The sequence below is a fragment of the Faecalibacillus faecis genome (assembly GCF_003024675.1).
GTDB classification, from domain to species: Bacteria; Bacillota_I; Bacilli_A; order Erysipelotrichales; family Coprobacillaceae; genus Faecalibacillus; species Faecalibacillus faecis.
The window spans coordinates 1-22301 of record NZ_PYLP01000002.1; the positions used below are offsets into that span (position 1 = coordinate 1).

Annotated in this window: 19 protein-coding genes, 2 pseudogenes and 1 riboswitch; of the genes and pseudogenes, 18 read left to right on the top strand and 3 right to left on the bottom strand. The window is 31.6% G+C overall.

Annotated features, from left to right (window positions below; all coding sequences use genetic code 11):
* The 5 genes and pseudogenes from C7U55_RS13640 to C7U55_RS01885 all read left to right on the top strand — a co-directional run.
* Positions 1-305 (top strand): annotated as a pseudogene (locus C7U55_RS13640) (mannose-6-phosphate isomerase); the annotation flags it as partial.
* A gap of 91 nt (positions 306-396) precedes the next feature.
* Positions 397-1116 carry a putative ABC transporter permease gene (locus tag C7U55_RS01870; RefSeq protein ID WP_032090163.1) on the top strand — a complete coding sequence of 240 codons (720 nt, stop codon included), beginning with the start codon at positions 397-399 and terminating at the stop codon, positions 1114-1116.
* Between the two features lie 9 nt (positions 1117-1125).
* A complete protein-coding gene (locus C7U55_RS01875) occupies positions 1126-1668 on the top strand; it encodes a GNAT family N-acetyltransferase (protein WP_106987095.1) in 543 nt (180 codons plus the stop codon).
* 64 nt (positions 1669-1732) lie between these two features.
* Positions 1733-3145: a glycoside hydrolase family 1 protein gene (locus tag C7U55_RS01880; RefSeq protein ID WP_106987096.1), complete on the top strand. Its 1413-nt coding sequence runs from the start codon at positions 1733-1735 to the stop codon at positions 3143-3145.
* Between the two features lie 85 nt (positions 3146-3230).
* Positions 3231-3902, top strand: coding sequence for a GTP pyrophosphokinase (locus C7U55_RS01885; RefSeq protein WP_106987097.1), 672 nt, complete (start codon positions 3231-3233; stop codon positions 3900-3902).
* 27 nt (positions 3903-3929) lie between these two features.
* On the opposite strand, the gene C7U55_RS01890 is transcribed toward C7U55_RS01885, so the two are convergent.
* Both C7U55_RS01890 and C7U55_RS14195 read right to left on the bottom strand, forming a co-directional pair.
* Positions 3930-5267, bottom strand: a complete 1338-nt coding sequence (locus C7U55_RS01890) for an MATE family efflux transporter (RefSeq protein WP_106987098.1) — start codon at positions 5265-5267, stop codon at positions 3930-3932.
* An 86-nt stretch (positions 5268-5353) separates the two neighbouring features.
* Positions 5354-6410: pseudogene (locus tag C7U55_RS14195) on the bottom strand (HAD-IC family P-type ATPase).
* 457 nt (positions 6411-6867) lie between these two features.
* On the opposite strand from C7U55_RS14195, the gene C7U55_RS01900 reads away from it, so the two are divergent.
* Positions 6868-7776: a LysR family transcriptional regulator gene (locus C7U55_RS01900; protein ID WP_032090156.1), complete on the top strand. Its 909-nt coding sequence runs from the start codon at positions 6868-6870 to the stop codon at positions 7774-7776.
* 9 nt (positions 7777-7785) lie between these two features.
* On the opposite strand, the gene C7U55_RS01905 is transcribed toward C7U55_RS01900, so the two are convergent.
* A complete protein-coding gene (locus C7U55_RS01905; protein WP_106987099.1) occupies positions 7786-8235 on the bottom strand; it encodes a GNAT family N-acetyltransferase in 450 nt (149 codons plus the stop codon).
* Positions 8236-8304: 69 nt separating this feature from the next.
* Between C7U55_RS01905 and C7U55_RS01910 the strand changes: the two genes are divergently transcribed.
* The 12 genes from C7U55_RS01910 (at position 8305) to C7U55_RS01965 (ending at position 22300) form a co-directional block, all read left to right on the top strand.
* Positions 8305-9393, top strand: a complete 1089-nt coding sequence (locus C7U55_RS01910; protein WP_106987100.1) for a CapA family protein — start codon at positions 8305-8307, stop codon at positions 9391-9393.
* Positions 9394-9516: 123 nt separating this feature from the next.
* The gene (locus C7U55_RS01915; RefSeq protein WP_106987101.1) at positions 9517-9729 is read left to right on the top strand and encodes a helix-turn-helix transcriptional regulator; all 213 of its coding nucleotides are present in this window, start codon (positions 9517-9519) and stop codon (positions 9727-9729) included.
* Positions 9719-10168, top strand: a complete 450-nt coding sequence (locus C7U55_RS01920) for a DUF6773 family protein (protein WP_204638378.1) — start codon at positions 9719-9721, stop codon at positions 10166-10168. The genes C7U55_RS01915 and C7U55_RS01920 overlap by 11 nt, the downstream gene beginning before the upstream one ends.
* Positions 10169-10420: 252 nt before the next feature.
* Positions 10421-10930 carry a transposase gene (locus C7U55_RS01925; RefSeq protein WP_146139602.1) on the top strand — a complete coding sequence of 170 codons (510 nt, stop codon included), beginning with the start codon at positions 10421-10423 and terminating at the stop codon, positions 10928-10930.
* A gap of 90 nt (positions 10931-11020) precedes the next feature.
* A riboswitch (ZMP/ZTP riboswitch) is annotated at positions 11021-11102 on the top strand.
* Between the two features lie 126 nt (positions 11103-11228).
* Positions 11229-12899, top strand: coding sequence for a formate--tetrahydrofolate ligase (locus C7U55_RS01930; RefSeq protein ID WP_106987104.1), 1671 nt, complete (start codon positions 11229-11231; stop codon positions 12897-12899).
* 12 nt (positions 12900-12911) lie between these two features.
* Positions 12912-13400, top strand: a complete 489-nt coding sequence (gene purE, locus C7U55_RS01935; protein ID WP_022001457.1) for a 5-(carboxyamino)imidazole ribonucleotide mutase — start codon at positions 12912-12914, stop codon at positions 13398-13400.
* A 13-nt stretch (positions 13401-13413) separates the two neighbouring features.
* Positions 13414-14118 carry a phosphoribosylaminoimidazolesuccinocarboxamide synthase gene (gene purC, locus C7U55_RS01940; RefSeq protein ID WP_106987105.1) on the top strand — a complete coding sequence of 235 codons (705 nt, stop codon included), beginning with the start codon at positions 13414-13416 and terminating at the stop codon, positions 14116-14118.
* A gap of 15 nt (positions 14119-14133) precedes the next feature.
* Positions 14134-15159 (top strand): phosphoribosylformylglycinamidine cyclo-ligase, encoded by a 1026-nt coding sequence (gene purM / locus C7U55_RS01945; protein WP_106987106.1) that lies wholly within the window; start codon positions 14134-14136, stop codon positions 15157-15159.
* Entirely contained in the window at positions 15153-15746 is a 594-nt protein-coding gene (gene purN, locus C7U55_RS01950; RefSeq protein WP_106987107.1) for a phosphoribosylglycinamide formyltransferase, read from the top strand. The genes purM and purN overlap by 7 nt, the downstream gene beginning before the upstream one ends.
* On the top strand, positions 15747-17270 hold the full coding sequence (gene purH, locus C7U55_RS01955) for a bifunctional phosphoribosylaminoimidazolecarboxamide formyltransferase/IMP cyclohydrolase (RefSeq protein WP_106987108.1): 1524 nt from the start codon (positions 15747-15749) through the stop codon (positions 17268-17270).
* 9 nt (positions 17271-17279) lie between these two features.
* On the top strand, positions 17280-18533 hold the full coding sequence (purD, locus tag C7U55_RS01960; RefSeq protein WP_106987109.1) for a phosphoribosylamine--glycine ligase: 1254 nt from the start codon (positions 17280-17282) through the stop codon (positions 18531-18533).
* Positions 18534-18544: 11 nt separating this feature from the next.
* A complete protein-coding gene (locus C7U55_RS01965) occupies positions 18545-22300 on the top strand; it encodes a phosphoribosylformylglycinamidine synthase (protein WP_106987110.1) in 3756 nt (1251 codons plus the stop codon).
* Position 22301 lies beyond the last annotated feature (1 nt).

A 22301-nucleotide genomic window follows, 5' to 3' on the forward strand; every position in this document is an offset into this window, starting at 1 on the left:
AATCCATCGATGTGACAACAGTGCCTTATAAACCTTATGATCTGGCAAAACAAGTAGAAGAAACAATAGAAAATGGAACAAGAAAAGAACTTGTATCATCTAACTATTTAACATTAAATAAATATGATATGACAGGCTATAATAAAGTAAAGAATGATAAACCATTCCAACTTGTATCAATCATTGAAGGACAAGGAACAGTAGAAGGAAAAGAAGTGAAAAAAGGAGATCATTTTGTAGTTTGTTCAGATCAAAAAGAAGTTGATTTTGATGGAACAATGACAGTAATGATTTGTACATTATAAGGCGGAAGCCTTATTTTTTTAACTTGATTTTTTAGGTTGTTTAAAGTATTCTAATTACTATATTATTTAATAAAATGAAATAGGTGATTTTATGAAAGAATGGTTGATTTTAGCGTTTATATTTTTTATAGGAAGTTTAGCTGGATGGCTTTTAGAACTTATTTTTCGTCGCTTTTTTTCCAAAGCAAATCCTTCAAGAAAATGGATCAATCCTGGTTTTTTAGTAGGACCTTATTTACCACTTTATGGTTTTAGTTTATGTGTCGTTTATTTACTGGCACATATTAATGTTTCATTTATTCATGGAGTGTATTTAAGAAAGACGGTACTTTTTTTACTAATGGCTTTATCGGTTACTTTAATTGAATATTTTGCAGGACTTATTTTTATCAAAGGGATGCATGTAAAGCTTTGGGATTATAGTGATGAAAAGTTTAATATTCAAGGAATCATTTGTCCTAAGTTTACTTTCTTTTGGTATTTATTAAGTGCGATTTATTATTTTTTAATTCATCCTAATATCATTCATTCAATTGAATGGCTTGCTGGAAATCTTTGGTTTTCATTCTTTGTAGGTTTATTTTATGGTGTCTTTTTAATTGATGTTGGATATTCTTTAAATATTTTAAACAATATCCAAAAATTTGCGAAAGAAAACGATATTATTGTCCAATATGAAGCGTTTAGAAAACATATCGGTGAGTTAAGAAATGAATTTAAAGAAAAAGAACGTTTTGTTTTCTCTATGAAATTGGATCATATTTCAATCAAAAAATCATTAAAAGCGTATTTTGATAAATACTATAAATAGGAGAATTATATGGAATTAAAGAAAATAAGTGAAAATGATATTGAACAAGTAAGTCAACTTTATTACAGTGCTTTTCCTGAAGATGAAAGAGCACCATGGAAAGCTCTTATAGAAAAACACAATAAAGGTAAAGGAGAATTTTTATCAATCTATGATCAAAATAAATGGGTTGGGTTAACGTATGTCATTACCTATCAAAATTTGTCCTATGTTTTGTATCTTGCTATTGATGAACTTCAAAGAGGTCATGGCTATGGAAGTAGTGTTTTACAAATATTGAAAAAGAGATATCCTCATACCATTATGTTATGTATTGAAGAAGTAGATGAAAAATATGATAACTACAAACAACGTGTTCAGCGTAAAAACTTTTATTTAAGAAATGGACTTCAAGAAATGGGCTTTAAATATGTAGAAAAAGATGTTAAATATGAAATGCTTTATGTAGGAGAAAAATTATCAAGTAAAGTTTATGATGAATTGATGGTTGCTTATGCCGGACCTGTTTATCATAAATTTAGAGATTACAAGGCTGATGAATTGATTGACTAAACATCCATATGGATGTTTTTTTGCTTTAAGAGTATAATAAAGGTAATGATAGGAGGAAGAAAGAATGTTACATAAAAAATTAAAACCATTTCCTAAAGACTTTCTTTGGGGAGCAAGTACATCTGCTTATCAAGTAGAAGGAGCTAACTTATCACATGGAAAGGGTCCTTCGGTTCAAGATGTTAAAAAAGTACCAGAAGGGACATCTGATTTAACAGTATGCGCTGATTTTTATCATCGTTATAAAGAAGATATTGCTTTAATGGCTGAAATGGGCTTTAAAGTTTATCGTTTTTCTATTTCGTGGTCAAGAATTTTACCTCAAGGAACAGGTGAAGTAAATCAAGAAGGAATTGATTTCTACAATAATGTTATTAATGAATGTTTAAAATATAATATTATTCCATTAGTGACAATGTTCCACTTCGATATGCCACAAGCCTTAGAAGAAAGAGGTGGCTGGGAAAAACGTGAATCTATTGATTGGTTTGTTAATTTTGCTAAAGTGATGTATGAAAATTTTGGTGATCGTGTTAAATACTGGCTTACGATCAATGAACAAAACGTTTTAATTTTATCAGGAGATATTATTGGAACAACAACCCTTACAGGACCAGAAAAATATAAATCTCTTTACCAACAAAATCATCATATGTTAGTAGCACAAGCAAAAGCAATGGCTTTATGCCATGAAATGGTAGAAGGTGGAAAAATTGGACCAGCACCAAATATTTCTCTTGCTTATCCAGCAAGTTGTAAGCCTGAAGATCAATTAGCTGCTCAAAACTTAAATGCGATTCGTAACTGGCTTTACTTAGATATGGCTGTTTATGGAGAATATAATCATCTTGCATGGGCTTTTATGGAAAAAAGAAATGCAACTCCTCATATCGAAGAAGGAGATATGGAAATTCTAAAAAATGGACATCCAGATTTCATTGGTTTCAACTATTATTCAACAGCAACTGTTGCTTGGTGTGATGAAAACCAAGGAGAAACATTTGGACATGATCAACAAAAAACACGTATGGAAGAAGGTGTTTATCTAGGAGCTGCCAATCCAAATCTACCTCATACTGATTTTGGGTGGGAAATTGATCCATTTGGTTTTAGAGCAACTATTCGTGAAATGTATTCAAGATATCGTTTACCAATGATTGTTACAGAAAATGGTTTAGGTGCTTATGATAAATTAACTGAAGATGGAAAAGTTCATGATCAATACCGTATTGAATATTTAAGAAAACATATTGAACAAATTCAATTAGCGATTACTGATGGTGCAGAAATGATGGGATATTGCCCATGGTCAGCAATTGATTTAATTTCTACTCATGAAGGTATGGTTAAACGTTATGGATTTATTTATGTAGATCGAGATGAATTTGATTTAAAAACATTAGATCGTTATAGAAAAGATTCATTCTATTGGTATAAAAAAGTTATTGCTTCTAATGGAGAAGACCTTAGTGATTAAATCTTTAAAGAAAAATCTTTAAAGATTTTTCTTTTGTTAATGACAAGTTCATTTTTTTAGGCTTTAATAGAGATGAGGTGTTAAAATGAAACCAAGTCAAAAAATTAAACAAAATGTTGTGAATCAAATAGCAAAAACTACTTTATATGAAAATGTCTCAGAATTAATGAAAATGCAACAAATTTATGAAGCAGGAATTAAAGAAATTCGTACAAAATTAGAAATATTAGATGCAGAATTTAAAGTAAAACATGATCATAATCCGATTCATCATATCGAATCTCGTTTAAAATCGCCAGAAAGTATTTTAAAAAAAGCTATTAATAAAGATATTCCTGTAACAGAACGTTCGTTAGAAGAAAATATTCATGATATTGCGGGAATTCGTGTTATTTGTAATTATGTAGATGATGTTTATAAGGTAGCACAATTACTTACAGATCAAGATGATATCCGTTTAGTTGAAGTAAAAGATTATATTGCAAATCCAAAAGAAAGTGGTTATATGTCTTTACATCTTGTTTTAGAAGTACCAATTTTCTTATCAGAAGGATCTAAACCAATTCATGTTGAAGTACAGCTTCGTACAATTGCGATGGATTTCTGGGCTTCTTTGGAACATAAACTTAAATATAAAACAGATAATAATGTTCCTGAAGATATTAAAGAAGAATTACAAGAATGTGCAAAAACAATTTCAAAACTTGATTTAAAAATGCAAAATATCCATAATCGTTTAAATAAAAAACGTGTGTAAAAAAAGATATCGCGATTGCGATATCTTTTAATTATGTTCTTTTTTTAATTTGTTCATCAAAATAACCAGTGTTGGAATCAAAATAATGATAGCAGCAAACCAAGCAATAGGGTTGGCAAAACAAATGGCATTATAACCAAACTTACCAACGAGGGCAAAAGCAACAAAAGCTCTTGCCACTAATTCAGCACCCCCAGCAAGCATCGTAAGTGCGGATTTTCCTAAACCTTGAATGGTGTTTCTTGAAACAAATAGAATACCTAAAACAAAATAGAAAATACTATTGCAAATCAAGAATTGTTGTGCATCATTAATAACGCCTGTTTCATTACCGGCAACAAATAATAATGAAAGGTATTTTCCAAAGAAAATCATAAAGATACAAGCAACGATACCATAACCAATGACAAGGAACATAGATTCTTTAATTCCTTTAAAAATACGCTCTATCTTTCCAGCACCTAAATTTTGTCCAGAGAAGGTAGCCATTGTAGAACCCATCATATCCATTGGTTGCGTAAAGAACATAGATAATTTTTGGGCAGCAGCAATAGCAGCAACTTTTGCTGAACCTAAAGTATTAACGGCACTTTGTAAGATAACAGCACCAACAGCCGTAATTGAATATTGTAAAGCCATTGGGACGGCAATATTAATAAGTTTTTTGATAATTGGAAAACTTATAGAACGTGCATGATGATCAAATCTTAAATTAGGATATTTTTTAGCCATATAAATAAAACATAAAACAGCCGAAATTCCCTGAGCAATCACTGTTGCAAGGGCAGCACCTCGAACACCCATATGAAAATTAATAATCATTGATAAATCTAAAACAACATTAAGTACCGATGATATAATTAAGAAAATAAGAGGTGTTTTACTATCCCCTAAAGCACGTGAAACACTTGCTAAAAAGTTATAAGCAATGGTACATGTTAAACCATAAAAAATAATTGAAATATAATCGTAAGATTGTTTGAAAATATTAGCGGGCGTTTGCATCCATTGAAGTAATGTTTCCGTTGTAAAATGGGTTAAAATTGTAAGTACAATTGAAAAGAATATGCATAAGTAAAATGCGTTCATAATGGTTTGAAGCATTCTTTTTTCTTCTCTAGCACCAAAAGCTTGCGCAATAGGAATTCCAAAGCCAGCCGCAAGTCCTAAAACAAAACCGATAATTAAAAAGTTTAATGAACCTGTTGAGCCAACGGCAGCAAGAGCATTTACGCCGACAAATCTTCCTACAATCATTGTGTCAACGACGTTATAAAGTTGTTGGAAAATAGCTCCCCCAATTAAAGGAATACAAAATGAAATAATCAGTTTTAATGTATTTCCATGTGTTAAATCTTTTTCCATCTAATCCCTCCCTAAATCCTGTTTTTTTATTATAGCATAGAAAAGGAGTGAAAGATTTTTAAATAATGAAAAAAGTGTTCTCTATTTTATAGAAAACATTTTTTTACTTGAATAAGGAAAAAGGAAAGAAGAGAAAAAATATAAATCGGAATCATTTGAAAAAGGGATACTTTTTCAATTAAAAAGACTTTTTGTAAAAGAGGAATATATAAAACAAGATGTAATAGAAAAGTACCAATCAAAAAAGCAAGAATGCTTTGTTTATTTGAAAATAGTCCTATTTGATAAATGGGTTTTTCATTCCGACTACTTAAACCATGAAGTAAACGTGATAAACAAATTGTCGCAAAGGCAAAAGTAGAAGCAGCCAGTGTATTTATTTTTAAACTACAATAATAACTTGCCATCGTACATAAACCAATAATGATTCCGTCAAAAGAAATCCTAAAAAGTGATTTTTTATTTAAAAGAGATTCATCTTTTTTTAGGTGGATATTTTAAAACATTTTGATCATTTTTTTTCATCCCAATCGCAATGGCAGGTAAAGAATCTGTAATTAAATTCATAAATAAAAGGTGTGCTGGAAAAAACGGTGTTGGCAAAATAAATAAAGAAGCAAGTAATACACATAGAATCCCCGCAAAATTTCCTGACAATAAATAATAAATTGAATTTTTAAGATGTTCATAGACATTTCGACCGATAATAATAGCATGTACAATCGTTGAAAAGTTATCATCCATTAAAATCATATTGGCAGCATCTTTTGCCACTTCACTTCCTGTAATACCCATAGCCACACCAATATCACTTTGTTTAAGAGCAGGAGCATCATTGACACCATCACCTGTCATGGCCACCACTTTACCTTTTCTTTGCCAAGCTTCAACGATACGAATTTTATGTTCAGGAGCTACTCGTGCATAAACAGAAACACGAGGGAGAATTTCATCAAGTTCATGATTATTTAGTAAATCTAATTTTTGACCTTCTATATATAAATCGTTTTCTTCAAATATGCCAATTTTTTTGGCGATGCTTGTAGCGGTAATGACATGATCTCCAGTAATCATAATAGGTTTAATACCGGCTTTTTTACATTGAAGTACAGCTTCTAGACTTTCAACTCTAGGTGGATCCATTAAGGAAATAAGACCAATGAAAGTAAGATTTTCATGGTTATATTCTTTATAACGAAGGCAAGTACTCGTAAACCTGCTTTTGCAAGATCTTTATTTTGTTTTAAGATATGTTCTTTTGTATAGATGATAAAGCTATTTTTTCGCCATTGAGTAAAAGCGTATCACATTCTTTTAAGATATCTTGAATACTTTTTTGATAAAACATCACGGCTCCTCCTTTGAATAAAAAAAGACAAAACTCGTTAAAGATAAAATCCTTAACGAGTCTTGTCTTTAAGATGTACCAGAATAGAAAAAACTATTCGCGTATGTTGATACCATCACACAGATTGTGAGACTACTCCCTCATTGATTTCATTTTAACAACGACTCTATAAAAATAATGTCAATTTATAAAATCTTAATAATTTTATTTTTGTTAAGCTATGATATAATGACAAAGAAAAAGGAGAAGAATATGACATTAGCACAATTAAGATACGTTATTACAGTTTCTCAAGTAGGAACACTTTCAGAGGCTGCTAAGCGTTTATATATATCACAACCAAGTTTAACAAATGCAATCAAAGAATTAGAAAAAGAATTAGGTATTACGATTTTTATTCGTACCAATAAAGGAGTTATTTTATCAAGACAGGGAGAAGAATTTTTAGGTTATGCAAGACAAGTGATTGAACAAACAAACTTGATTGAAGAAAAGTATTTACAGGATCATAATATTAAACATGAATTTTGTATCTCAACGCAACATTATTCTTTTGCCGTAGAAGCTTTTGTTTCTTTGATTAAAGAATATGGTGGGAAGGAATATGATTTCAGGATTCGAGAAACACAAACTTATGAAATTATTGAAGATGTTGCCAAACTTAAAAGTGAAATTGGGGTTCTTTATCTTAATTCATTTAATGAAGTTGTTTTAAAGAAAACGTTGAAAGAAAATGACTTAACATTTCATCGTCTATTTATCGCAAAACCTCATGTTTTTCTTGGAAAAGATAATCCCCTCGCAAATAAAAATAAAGTATCTTTAGAGGATTTAAAAGAATATCCACGTTTATCTTATGAACAAGGAGAACATAATTCTTTTTACTTTTCTGAAGAAATACTGAGTACTTTAGAAAGCCAAAAAGAAATTAAAGTATGTGATCGTGCAACACTCTTTAATTTATTAATAGGTCTTAATGGCTATACAATTTGTAGTGGAGTCATTAATGAACAGCTTAATGGAAAAGATATCATTGCGGTTCCTTTAGATGTGAATGATTTTATGGAAATAGGATATATTACACATAATAAAGCTATTCTAAGTCGTTTTGGGCAACTTTATATTGATATCTTAAAAGAGTATACAAAAAAGGATTCGTAAGGAATCCTTTTAGTTTGCACGTGTTTTGCTAAAGTAAAGAAGATCGGTTGCTTGCATGTTGTTTTCATAGATTTCTTGAGGATAATAATCAATGAAAAAGTTTTCAATTTTATGACTATAATGATAACCAAGTTTTGTATAAATAAGCATGTTTGTCATTGAACTATTGGCGGTACCAATTAAAAAAGTTGTTTTGTTTTGATAAAGATTTTCAATGTATTGAAGTAAGGATTTTCCATATCCATGTCCTCGATTATTTTCTAAAGTAAGTAAGTTTTTAATTTCAAGGGTAGTATCATTGATTTCTTTAACAGCAATAAAAGCAAGAGGTGTTTGTTTTTCAAAGTAAGCAAATAATCTTCCATCTCTTAAATAATTTTCAACAAGGTTAATATTAGGATCACTTTCGCATAATAAAGATGCATAATCTAATTTATTTTCAATAATTTCTTCAATCATGTTTTATTCCTCCAATAGAGGCATTTTAACATATTTTAGAATATGTTAAAATAAGTTGAGGTGAATTTCATGAATCATAAATTAAATAAGAAAAAAGTAGCATTCGTTATTATAATAGCTGTACTTATTATTTCTTTAGGTGTTTTTCTCTTTAATAATGTAAATCAATCTACAAAAAAAGAAACACCTAAAAAGGTACAAGAAAAAACAGTGCAAAAAGAAGAAAAGAAGAAAGAAGAACCGGAAGTTAATTTTACTATTTCTTTTGCGGGAGATTGTACACTTGGAAATTATGCCGGACAAGCTTATGATGGATCTTTTAATCAAGAATATAAAAGACAAGGGAATGATCCAACATATTTTTTAAAAAAAGTAAAAGATGTTTTTGAAAAAGATGATTTGACAGTTGTTAATCTAGAAGGACCATTTACTACAGCCAGTAATCATCTTGAAAAAGAATTTCCTTTTAGTGGAGCTCCTGAATATACAAAAATATTGACTTCTTCATCAGTAGAAGCAGTTACCCTCGCAAATAATCATAGCGAAGATTATTATGAAGCAGGGCTTCAAGATACCAAAAAATATTTAGATGAAGCTTCTATTGGACATTTTGGTTATGATGATTCTTATATAAAAGAAATCAAAGGCATCAAGTGTGGATTCCTTGGTTATCGTTCACTTTCGGTATCTATGAATAATGAAAGTGGTCATCAAAAAATACAAGAGGCAATCAATCATTTAAAAAATGAGGAACAATGCCAACTTGTTTTTGTTTATTATCATTGGGGTATTGAAAGACAATATCAAGCTAATGAAGATCAAAGATCATTGGCTAAGTTTACCATTGATGCTGGAGCAGATGCTGTCATTGGTTCACATCCACATGTTGTTCAAGGAACAGAAACCTACAATGGAAAACCCATTGTTTATTCATTAGGTAATTTCTGTTTTGGTGGTAATCGTAATCCAAGTGATACAGACACAATGATTTATCAACTCTCTTATTCTTTTAAAGGAACAATACAAACAGGATATCAAGTACAAATCATTCCATGTTCTTTAACTTCATCAAGAGGAAGAAATGATTATCAACCATATGTTTTACAAGATGAACAAGCAAGTAGAGTCATGGAAAAGATTAAGAAATATAGTTATTAAAAAACAGAAGGAATAAGTGGAATTAAGCAATGATTCCACTTTTTTTATTTTACAAAATGTAATATATATTTGACATTTTGTAAAATAAATGATACTTTATAAATGTAGAAAGGAAGATAATCGATGGCAAAAAACATTGCACTCAAAGTAGCACGTGTCGAAAAAAATATGACACAAAAAGAACTGGCACAGGCGGTAGGAATATCAAGACAGACAATGAATGCGATCGAAAGTGGGGAATACAATCCAACGATTAAGCTTTGTCGAAAGATTTGTCGTCTTTTAGAAAAAGGTTTAGATGATTTATTTTGGGAGGATGAAGAAAATGAAAAGTAATTTAGATGAACGCCAAGAATTGAAATTATTAAAAATTCAACACTATGGTTGTTGGCTTGCTTTTTGGGGATTGCTTGCTGATATACTTATTCAAATGATTCTTGGAAATATGGTGTTTAAGAATTTCATCGGAGAAGTTATTGTTTTTATGTCTTTGGTGATTTATCTTGTAGTTGCTAGCCTTAAAGAAGGTATTTGGGATAGAAAATACAAACCAAATTTAAAAACAAACCTACTTTTTAGTACGATAGGAGCACTTGTTGAAGGAATTGTTTTCTTTATTATTTCTTATCGAGATTATCAAAATTTAAAAGGTTCTATAGGTATTATGATTTTGATATTTTTTATGATGGAAATTGTATGTATGATTTTATTTACGGTTGCAGGTAAAATTTATAAAAAAAGAGTTCATCAGCTTGAAGATTCAAATGAGGAATAAAAAAAGAAATGAGAAAAATTTTCCCATTTCTTTCTTTTTTTCTATCTTTATATTACCACAAAATGGGCATTTTTTCAAGGCTGGTCATTTTTGTCAAAGTCCTGTATTAAATATATGGAGGTAATTTTATAGAACAAAATATAACAGCATTAGTGAGCTTATTTGCAAGAGCGTATCATCAAAAAAAGGAAGGGTATTAAAATTTTTGATGATCCTCTTTCAATAAAATTAATTACAAAAAAAGAATATGAAATGATTGGGTTAAATATGTCACAAGGCATTTCATTTTTTAATCCTACTTTTAAAGGAAGTAAGGAAGAAGCATTATCAAACCTTGAAACCTTTACTTCAAAATGGAAAAGAAAATATCCTAGAGTAATTGATATTTTAGATAAAAATACGCATCTATTAACGTATTTTGATTATCCAAAGGAAGTAAGACATAGTATTTATTCAACGAATCTGATTGAAGGTTTCAACAAGCAACTTAAGAAGAAATTTAAGTTGAAGGAACAGTTTCCAACCGAAACATCAATGGAAAAATACTCAGTATCACAACTCAATCAATACAACTGTATACATGAAATTAAAGAATACATAAAAGACTGTAATATACAAGTTGATTTTATTAAAATTGATACTTTGGAAAAAGCAAAAAACATACCATGTATTTTTAATAATTGGGCAGTTTTTAAAAATGGAAAATATGTTTCACATATTTTGTTAAATAAAAAAGGTTTTGAAAAATTATTAAATGATTAAAAAGAATGATAGATTGTTGGAAAATTGATTTTTAGGTAAAATAAAAAATATTTTGGTGTTGCTAAAAGAGACATTTTTTGATATTATGCAGTTAAGTTATACGACTGACGGAAGTGGAATAAACCACAGGGAGTATAATCGTGTAAAAGAGTCGACCGTCTGGGCTAAGAATAGTCTGGATGAGTGGGCTCTTTTTTTGGTTGATAGGTAAAATAACTAGTTTCACATATTGTCTTGTAATATAATGAAAGTGGTTAATAGAATCAATCAAAAAGAAAAAAAGAAAGGATGAACGACAATGTTAACTGATGTAGAAATTGCACAAAGTGCAAAGATGAAACCGATTGTTGAAATTGCTCAAAAAGTTGGTTTAGATGAGGATGATTTAGAATTATATGGAAAATATAAAGCAAAGATTTCTCTTGAAGCTATTAAAAAACTAGATCAAAACGAAGACGGAAAATTGATCTTAGTAACAGCAATTAATCCAACACCTGCAGGTGAAGGGAAAACCACAACAATGATTGGATTATCACAAGCACTTAACAAATTAGGAAAGAAATCTGTAGTTGCAATGCGTGAGCCATCGCTTGGTCCATGTTTTGGAATCAAAGGTGGAGCTGCAGGTGGAGGATATGCGCAAGTTGTTCCAATGGAAGATATCAACCTTCATTTTACAGGAGATATTCATGCAATCACTGCTGCAAACAACTTAATTGCAGCCATGCTTGATAATTCCATTCATCAAGGAAATCCACTTAATATCGATGTAAGACAAATCGTTTGGAAACGTGTGGTCGATTTAAACGATCGTGCATTACGTCATACTGTTTGTGGACTTGGTGGTAAAGTAAACGGGGTTCCTCGTGAAGATGGATTTGATATTACCGTTGCTAGTGAAGTTATGGCAATTCTTTGTTTAGCGACTTCTTTAGAAGATTTAAAACAAAGAGCTGCAAAAATGATTGTCGCTTATACTTATGATGGAAAACCAGTTACTGTTGATGATATTGAAGCAACAGGAGCGGTAACACTTTTATTAAAAGATGCGATTAAACCAAATTTAGTTCAAACTTTAGATCACACACCAGTATTTGTTCATGGGGGTCCATTTGCAAATATTGCTCATGGATGCAACTCAGTTATGGCTACTCAACTTGCTGTCAAGTTAGGGGATTATGCGATTACTGAAGCTGGATTTGGTGCTGATTTAGGAGCTGAAAAATTCTTAGATATTAAATGTCGTCAAGCAAATTTAAATCCTGAAGCAGTTGTTATTGTTGCAACTGTTCGTGCTTTAAAAATGCATGGTGGTGTTGCTAAAAAAGATTTAGGAAATGAAAATTTGGAAGCTTTAAAAGCTGGTTTAGGAAATCTAGAAAAACATATTGAAAATATTGCAAAATTCGATTTACCTTGTGTTGTTGCAATTAATGCTTTTCCAACAGACACAGAGGCGGAACTTCAATTATTAAATGAATGTTGCAAGAAGCTTGGTGTTGAAGTAGCTATTAGTAAGGTTTGGGAAAAAGGTGCTGATGGTGGAATCGAACTTGCTGAAAAATTATTAAATATTTTAGAAACAAAAGGAGCCAATTATCATCCACTTTATGATTTAGATTTGCCAATTGAAACAAAGATTGAAACAATCGTTAAAGAAATCTATGGTGGAGATGGTGTTGAATTTACAAAGAAAGCAAAAAATAAAATTAAAAAATATACTGAACAAGGTTTAAGCCAATTACCAATTTGTGTTGCAAAGACACAATACTCATTATCGGATCAAGCATCCTTACTTGGTCGACCAACAGGATTTACTGTTAAAATCAATGATATTATCCCATCTGCAGGAGCAGGATTCTTGGTGGCTATATCTGGTGATATTATGCGCATGCCAGGACTTCCAAAACGTCCAGCTGCCGTCAATATGGATATTGATGAAGATGGAAAAATTATAGGTTTATTCTAAAAGGAGAGAAAGATGAAAGTTGCTATTATTATGGGTTCAACTTCTGATTTACCTAAAGTTGAACCAGCTATTTCAATTTTAAAAAATTATGGTGTTGAAGTGAATGTTCGTTGTTTATCTGCTCATAGAGCGCATTTAGGACTTTCTAGTTTCATTAAAGAAACAGAAACGGATGGAACAGAAGTTATTATTACAGCTGCAGGAATGGCAGCAGCCCTTCCAGGTGTGGTGGCTAGTCAAACAGTTTTACCAGTTATTGGTGTTCCAATTGCAGGAAGTAATTTAGATGGAATGGATGCTTTATTATCCATTGTTCAAATGCCTTCGGGTATTCCAGTAGCGACTGTTGCTATTAATGGAAGTAAAAATGCAGCTTATTTAGCACTTCAAATTATGGCTATTAAACATAGTGAAATCAAAGAAGGGCTACTTAAAGAAAGAAAACAAATGGAAGCTGACGCAATGAAAGCTAACGATGAAGTCATAGAAAAATACAAATAGGGGGAAAAGAAAAATGGCAGAATTATTGTATGAAGGAAAAGCAAAACAAGTTTACAAAACAGACAAGGAAGATGAATATTTAATTCATTATAAAGATGATGCAACAGCAGGTAATGGTGTTAAGCATGATAAGTTTGAGGGTAAAGGTGTTTTAAATAATACAATCTCTTGTATTATCTTTGATATGTTAGAAGAAGCTGGAATCAAAACACATATGATTAAAAAATTAAATGAAAGAGATATCTTAGTTAAAAAAGTAGATATCTTCCCATTAGAAGTTATTATTAGAAATATTACAACTGGATCTTTCTGTAAAAGATTAGGGGCACCTGAAGGAATTGTTTTAGATGAACCAATCTTTGAAATGAGTTATAAAAATGATGAATATGGTGATCCATTAATTAATGATGATCACGCTGTTGCTTTAAAACTTGCAACAAGAGAAGAATTAGCATACATTAAAGAAACAACGTTAAAAATCAATGAATTATTAAAAGAATTCTTCTTATCAATGAATTTAAAACTTGTTGATTTTAAAATTGAATTTGGTAAAACAGCTGACGGTACTATTTTATTAGCTGATGAAATTTCACCAGATTCATGTCGTTTATGGGATGTTAATACAAACCAAAAATATGATAAAGATGTATTTAGACAAGATATTGGAGATTTAATTGAAACTTATAAAGCAGTTCTAGCAAGAATGCAAAATAAATAATTAAGGAGAACAAAGATGGATTACAAAAAAGCTGGAGTCGATATTGAAGCAGGTTATAAATCAGTAGAATTAATGAAAGAACATGTTAAAAAAACAATGCGTCCTGAAGTTTTAGGAGGACTTGGTGGTTTTGCTGGTGCTTTTGATTTAAGTGGAATTAAAAATATGGAAGAACCGGTTTTATTATCAGGAACAGATGGTTGTGGAACAAAAGTAAAACTAGCTTTTGTGATGGATAAACACGATACAATTGGTATTGATGCCGTTGCGATGTGTGTCAATGATATTGCTTGTTCTGGAGGAGAACCACTTTTCTTCTTAGATTATATTGCTTGTGGTAAAAACTATCCCGAAAAAATTGCTTCCATTGTAAGTGGTGTTGCAGAAGGGTGTTTACAATCTGAATGTGCTTTAGTTGGTGGTGAAACTGCTGAACATCCTGGTTTAATGCCTGAAGATGATTATGATTTAGCAGGTTTTGCTGTGGGTGTTGTTGATAAAAAAGATATTATTGATGGTTCAACAATTAAAGCAGGAGACACACTTATTGGTATTGCTTCAAGTGGTGTTCATTCAAATGGTTTTTCACTTGTTAGAAAAGTGTTTGAAATGACAAAAGAATCATTAGATACATACTATGATGAATTAGGAAAAACTTTAGGAGAAGCTTTAATTGAACCAACACGTATTTATGTTAAAGCTTTAAAAAATGTAAAAAATGCGGGTGTTAGAATTAAAGGATGCTCTCATATTACAGGTGGAGGTTTCTTTGAAAATGTACCTAGAATGCTTCCTGAAAATGTAAGAGCAATCATTAAAAAAGAAAGTTATCCAGTACCAGCTTTATTTGGTTTAATTCAAAAAAATGGAAATATTGAAGAACATATGATGTACAACACATTCAATATGGGTCTTGGTATGGTAATTGCAGTTAATCCAGAAGATGTTGAAACAACAATGAAAGCTATTGAAGAAGCAGGAGATAAATGCTACGTTGTTGGAAATATCGTTGAAGGAGATAAGGGCGTGGATTTATGCTAAAATTTGCAGTCTTTGTTTCTGGATGGGGAACAGATTTACAATCTATTATTGATGCTAAAAACGAAGGAAAGATCAATGGCGAAATCGCCCTTGTTCTTTCGAATCGTCAAAAGGCTTATGGTTTACAAAGAGCTAAAGATGCTGGTATTGAAACGGCAGTTGTTAAAAAAGATGATGCTTTGATTGTAAAGATGTTAAAAGAAAGAAATATTGATTTTATTGTATTGGCTGGTTATCTAGCAATTTTAACGGATGAGTTAATCGATGCATATCCAAATAAAATTATGAACATTCATCCTTCTCTTATTCCTTCTTTTTGTGGACCAGGAATGTATGGAATGCATGTTCATGAAGCTGTATTACAACGTGGTGCAAAGGTTTCGGGGGCAACCGTGCACTTTGTTTCAAATATTGTCGATGGGGGACCAATTATTAAACAAGTTGCTTGTGATATATCGGATTTGGACACAGCTGAGGATATTCAAAAAAGGGTGTTAGAGATTGAACATAAATTACTACCAGAAGTTGTAGGGCTATATTGTGATAATAAGATAAAAATAATTGATGGAAAGGCAAAGGTAATTTAAATGAAAAGAGCTTTAATTTCAGTTACAAATAAAGATGGGGTTGTTGATTTTGCTAAAGGATTAGTAGAATTAGACTTTGAAATTGTATCGACAGGAGGTACAATGAAAGTTTTACAAGAAAATGGGGTTTCTTGTATTGCAATTGATGATGTGACAGGATTTCCTGAAATGTTAGATGGACGTGTTAAAACACTTCATCCAATGGTTCATGGAGGACTTTTATATCGTCGTGATTTACCTAGTCATGTTGAAACAATTAAAAAACATGGTATTCATCCTATTGATTTAGTATGTGTCAACTTATATGAATTTGAAAAAGCTTTAAAAGCTGGTAAAGATTTACCAGATATGATTGAAAATATTGATATTGGTGGACCATCAATGATTCGTTCAGCAGCTAAAAACTTTAAAGATGTTTTAATTGTTACGGATCCAAAAGATTATGATAATGTTTTAGATGCGATTAAAAATGATACAACTGATTTTGATTTTAGAATGAATCTTGCTTATAAAGCATTCTCTATGACAGGTGCTTATGATGCAATGATTTCAAGATACTTTGCAGATCAAGTTGGAGATCAATTTCCAGATACATTAAATCTTTCATTAAAGAAAGTAGAACATTTACGTTATGGCGAAAACTCTCAACAAGCAGCAAATAAATATGAAGATAGTTATGTTCAAAAATCTTTATTAGATTATGAACAACTTCATGGTAAAGAAATTTCATTTAACAATGTAAACGATTTATATGGAGCGGTTGCACTTGTTAGAGAATTTGGTAATCAAATCGTTACAGCAGCCATCAAACATTCAACTCCTTGTGGTGTTGCTATTGGAAATACAGGTTATGATTCTTATATGAAAGCCTATGAAGCTGATCCTCAATCTATCTTTGGTGGAATCGTTGCTGTTAACTATAAAATCGATAAAGCAACAGCTGAACAAATGCATAAGATTTTCTTAGAAATCGTAGCTGCACCAGATTTTGATGATGATGCTTTAGAAATCTTAAAGAAAAAGAAAAACTTACGTATTTTAAAACTTAAAAACTTAGATGCACGTGGTGCTAAATATGATATTAAATATCTTGAAGGAAAAGTATTAGTTCAAGAATTAAATACAAAAATGATTGATGAAATGAAAGTTGTAACAAATGTTCAACCCACAAAAGAACAACTTACAGATATGGAATTTGGTATGAAAGTTGTTAAATATGTAAAATCAAATGCGATCTGTATTGTTAAAAATGGTGTAACACTTGCTATTGGCGGTGGTCAAACATCAAGAGTGTGGGCTTTAGAAAATGCAATTCATAACAATCCTGATAAAGATTTCAATGGTTCAGTTCTTGCTTCAGATGCTTTCTTCCCATTCAATGACTGTGTTCAAGTCGCTGCAGATGCAGGTATTCAAGCAATTATTCAACCAGGTGGTTCAATTAGAGATCAAGATTCAATTGATTTATGTAATGAAAAAAATATCCCTATGGTATTTAGCGGATATAGACACTTTAGACACTAGGAGGCTTATATGAAAGTTCTTGTAATCGGTAGTGGTGGTCGTGAACATGCGATTGCTTATAAATTAAAACAAAGTCCAAAAGTAACTGAACTTTATGCAATACCAGGAAATCCTGGTATTGCAAGTTTAGGTACATGTGTACCTGGTTCAGTAGAAGATAATAAATTTATTGTTGATTTTATTCAAAAAAATCAAATTGATTTAACTGTCATCGGTCCAGAAGTTCCTTTATGTAATGGGCTTGCTGATGATATTGAAAAAGCAGGTTATAAAGCTTTTGGTCCTCAAAAAAAGGCGGCAACTTTAGAAGGAAGCAAAGCTTTCTCTAAAGATTTTATGGTCAGACATCATATTCCTACAGCAAAATATGTCGAAGTGACTGATTTTGAAAAAGCATGCAAAGAAGTTGATCATTTTGATTTTCCATTAGTTATCAAAGCAGATGGTCTTGCTGCTGGAAAAGGTGTTGTCATTGTTGAAAACAAAGAAGATGCCATATCTACTTTAAAAGACATGATGGTTGATGGTGCTTTAGATGGTGCCGGAAGTAAAGTTGTCTTAGAAGAATTCTTGACAGGATTTGAATGTTCTTTACTTTGTTTTACTGATGGTAAAACAATTGTACCAATGGTTTCAGCAAAAGATCATAAACAAATCTTTGATGGAAATAAAGGACCTAATACGGGTGGTATGGGAACTGTTTCTCCAAATCCATTTTTACCAGAAGGTATGGATGAAGTCTTGAAAAAAGATATTCTTGATCCATTTATGCAAGGACTTAAAGATGATCAAATGGATTATCGTGGTGTTGTTTTCATTGGTTTAATGATTGAAAATAATCAAGCAAAAGTTCTTGAATTCAATGTCCGTTTTGGTGATCCTGAAACACAATCAATCCTTCTTCGTTTAGAGAGTGATCTCTATGAAATCATGGATGCTTGTGCTACTTATACTTTAGATCAAGTTGAAGTTAAATGGTCTGATGACCATGTGGCTTGTCTTGTACTTGCAAGTGGAGGTTATCCAGGAAAATACGATAAAGGAATTGAAATTAAAAATATTGACAAAGTAAGTGAGGATATTGTTGTTTTCCATGCGGGAACAGCTTTAAAAGATGGCAAACTTGTCACAAATGGTGGACGTGTTTTAAATGTGTGTGCAAGAGGAGCAAATTTACAAGAAGCACTTGCGAAAGTCTATGAAACTGCTACAATTATTACATTCGATGGTATGTACTATCGTCATGATATTGGACTTAGATAGGAGAGAACTCTATGACAAATGTAAGAAGAATTTATGTAGAAAAAAGAAAAGAATATGCAACAGAAGCGCATGAAATTCAAACAAACCTTGTTGAACAATTAGGTTTAACAATTCATTCGCTTCGTATTGTTCATCGTTATGATGTACAAGGAATTAGTGAAGAAATCTTACAACAAGGAATTACTACAATTCTTGCTGAACCAATGGTGGATCATGTTTATGATGAAACATTTCCAATGAATGAAAAAGAATCTGTTTTCGCAATTGAATTTTTACCAGGTCAATATGATCAACGTGCTGATTCATGCGAACAATGTTTCCAAATTCTAACAGGAACATCTTCAACAAAAGTAAGATGTGCCAAAGTTATTGTAGTAGATATTGATAAAAATGAAGAAGTTTTAAATCAAATTAAACATTATTTAATAAACCCAGTTGATCAAAGAATTGCTTCTTTAGAAAAACCAGAACATTTAAATGATGAAACACCTGATATTAAACCTGTACCAACTTTAACAGGATTTAATGATTTAGATGAAACAGGATTAAATCAATTCTTAAAAGATAATGGAATGGCTATGAATCTTGATGATTTAAAAGTCACTCAAGATTACTTTAAAAATGAAGAACATAGAGATCCTACCGAAACAGAAATCAAAGTGTTAGATACATATTGGTCTGATCATTGTCGTCATACAACATTTGCGACAGTTATTACAGATATCGATATTCAAAATGGTGCTTTTAAAGAAATCTTAGAAAAAGATATTGAAAGCTATAAAACAAGTAGACATGCCGTTTATGGAGTGAATACGACACGTCCTCTTACTTTAATGGATCTTGCAACGATTTCAATGAAAGAACTTCGAAAAAAAGGATATCTTGATGATATGGAAGTTTCTGAAGAAATTAATGCATGTTCCATTGAAATTACTGTTCATACAAATCAAGGAGATGAACAATGGTTATTAATGTTCAAAAATGAAACACATAACCATCCTACAGAAATTGAACCATTTGGGGGAGCTGCAACATGTTTAGGTGGGGCTATTCGTGACCCACTTTCAGGACGTGCTTACGTTTACCAATCAATGCGTATTACTGGAGCTGGTGATCCAAGAAAAACATTGGCAGAAACAACACCAGGTAAATTACCACAAAGAAAAATTTGTCAAGAAGCCGCTCATGGTTTTTCAAGTTATGGTAACCAAATCGGGTTAACAACAGGTTATGTTCATGAAATTTACGATGAAGGTTATATCGCTAAACGTATGGAAGTAGGAGCTGTTGTGGCTGCTGCACCAAAAGAACAGGTAAAACGTTTAGAACCACAAAATGGACAAATCGTCTTATTAATTGGGGGACGCACAGGACGTGATGGTATCGGTGGTGCTACCGGTTCTTCAAAATCACATGACGTAAAATCTATTGAAACAGCAGGTGCTGAAGTTCAAAAAGGAAATCCTGTAGAAGAAAGAAAAATTCAAAGATTATTTAGAAATAAAGCAGTCTCAGAAAAAGTTGTTAGATGTAATGACTTTGGAGCTGGTGGGGTTTGTGTTGCCGTTGGTGAACTTGCTCCAGGACTTGATATTGATTTAGATGCTGTTTTGAAAAAATATGATGGTTTAACAGGTACAGAACTTGCTATTAGTGAATCACAAGAACGTATGGCTATTGTTGTAAATGACTATGATGTTGATTTCATTAAAGCAGAATGTGCAAAAGAAAACTTAGAAGTTGTTCAAGTTGCAACTGTCACAGGTACAAATCGTTTAGTAATGAAACACATGGGTAAAGATATTGTTAATATTTCTCGTGATTTCTTAGATGCAGCAGGAGCAAAACGTTATCAAAATATTGAAGTTGAATTACCAGACTTTGAAAGTACACCTTTTGATGAAGAAGAAAGAAATGATTTTGTTGATACAACAAAAGAAGTATTATCAAGATTATCTGTTGCTTCACAAAAAGGTCTTGTTGAAAGATTTGACTCATCTATTGGAAATGGTACAGTTTTATCTCCTTATGGTGGACGTACATACCACAGCGAAACAGAAGGTATGGCTGCTTTAATTCCTGTTTTAGGAAAAGAAACAACAACCGCTTCTTTAATGGCTTATGGTTATAATCCTAAGATTTCTAAATGGTCACCATATCATGGAGCTATGTATGCTGTTGTTGAAAGTGTTGCTAAGATCGTTGCCATGGGTGGAAACTATCATACAATTCGTTTTTCATTCCAAGAATATTTTGAAAAATTATTAGATGATCCAAAACGTTGGGGTAAACCATTAGCTGCTTTACTTGGAGCTAATCGTGTTCAACAAGAATTAAAACTTCCATCAATTGGTGGTAAAGATTCAATGTCAGGAACATTTGAAAATATTTCAGTTCCACCAACACTTGTTTCTTTTGCTATTACAGCAAGTGATGTTCATGATGTTATGACACCAGAAGCAAAAGAAGCTGGACATATTTTAGCAGAAGTTCAAATTAAAAAAGATCAATTTAAAGTCTTTGATTTTGATCATTTACAAAAACAATATGATACTATCCAAGATTTAATGAAACAAAAGAAAATTTATTCAGCTTATACAGTTAAAGATGGTGGTGTGATTGAAGCTGTTTGTAAAATGGCCTTTGGTAATGGTTTAGGAGCTGCTTTCAATACAGATTATTCACTTGCTTCTTATGTTGAAAAGAATTATGGAAACATCATTGTTGAAGTAAAATCCGAAAAAGATCTTGCTGGTTTAGATTATAGAGTTGTAGCTACTTTAAATGATAGTGAAAAATTCTCTTATGGAATGGATACAATTTCTATTCAAGAAGCTTATGCAATCAATAAAGCACCATTAGAAAGTGTTTATCCAACAAGAGAAAAAGCACCTACACAAGATATTAAAGTTGCGGAATGTAAAACAAGATCAACTTTAAAAGCAAAACAATATATTGAAACACCATTAGTTGTTATTCCAGTGTTCCCAGGAACAAACTGCGAATATGATTCAAAACGTGCTTTTGAAAAAGCAGGGGCTAAGGTTGAACTTGTATTAATTAGAAATAAAACAGAAGAAATGTTAAAAACATCGATTGATGAATTGGAAAATGCCATCAAACGTGCTAATATTGTGATGCTACCAGGAGGATTCTCTGCTGGTGATGAACCTGAAGGTTCGGGTAAATTTATTGCAACAGTTTTAAGAAATCCAAGATTAAAAGCGGCAATTAGTGATTTATTAGATAATAGAGATGGTTTAATGATTGGTATTTGTAATGGATTCCAAGCACTTATTAAATTAGGATTACTTCCATATGGTGAAATTAGAGATATGTCGGAAAATGACGCTACTCTTACCTTCAATACGATTGGTCGTCACTTATCTCAATTTGTAGATACACGTATTGGTTCTGTTAAATCACCATGGCTTGCTCATGTCAATGTGGGAGATGTTCATGTCATTCCTATTTCTCATGGAGAAGGACGTTTTGTTGCTCCTAAAGAAGTTATTGATGAATTATTTGCTAATGGACAAGTATTCTCTCAATATGTTGATCCTAATCGTAAAGTCACAATGCAAACACCATACAATCCTAATGGTTCAATGTATGCTATTGAAGGTATTGTTTCTCGTGATGGTCGTGTTCTTGGTAAGATGGGACATAGTGAACGTCAAGGAGAAAACCGTTTTAAAAATGTTTATGGTGAGATGGATCAAAAATTATTTGAAGCTGGTGTAAATTATTTTAGAGGTGGTAAATAGA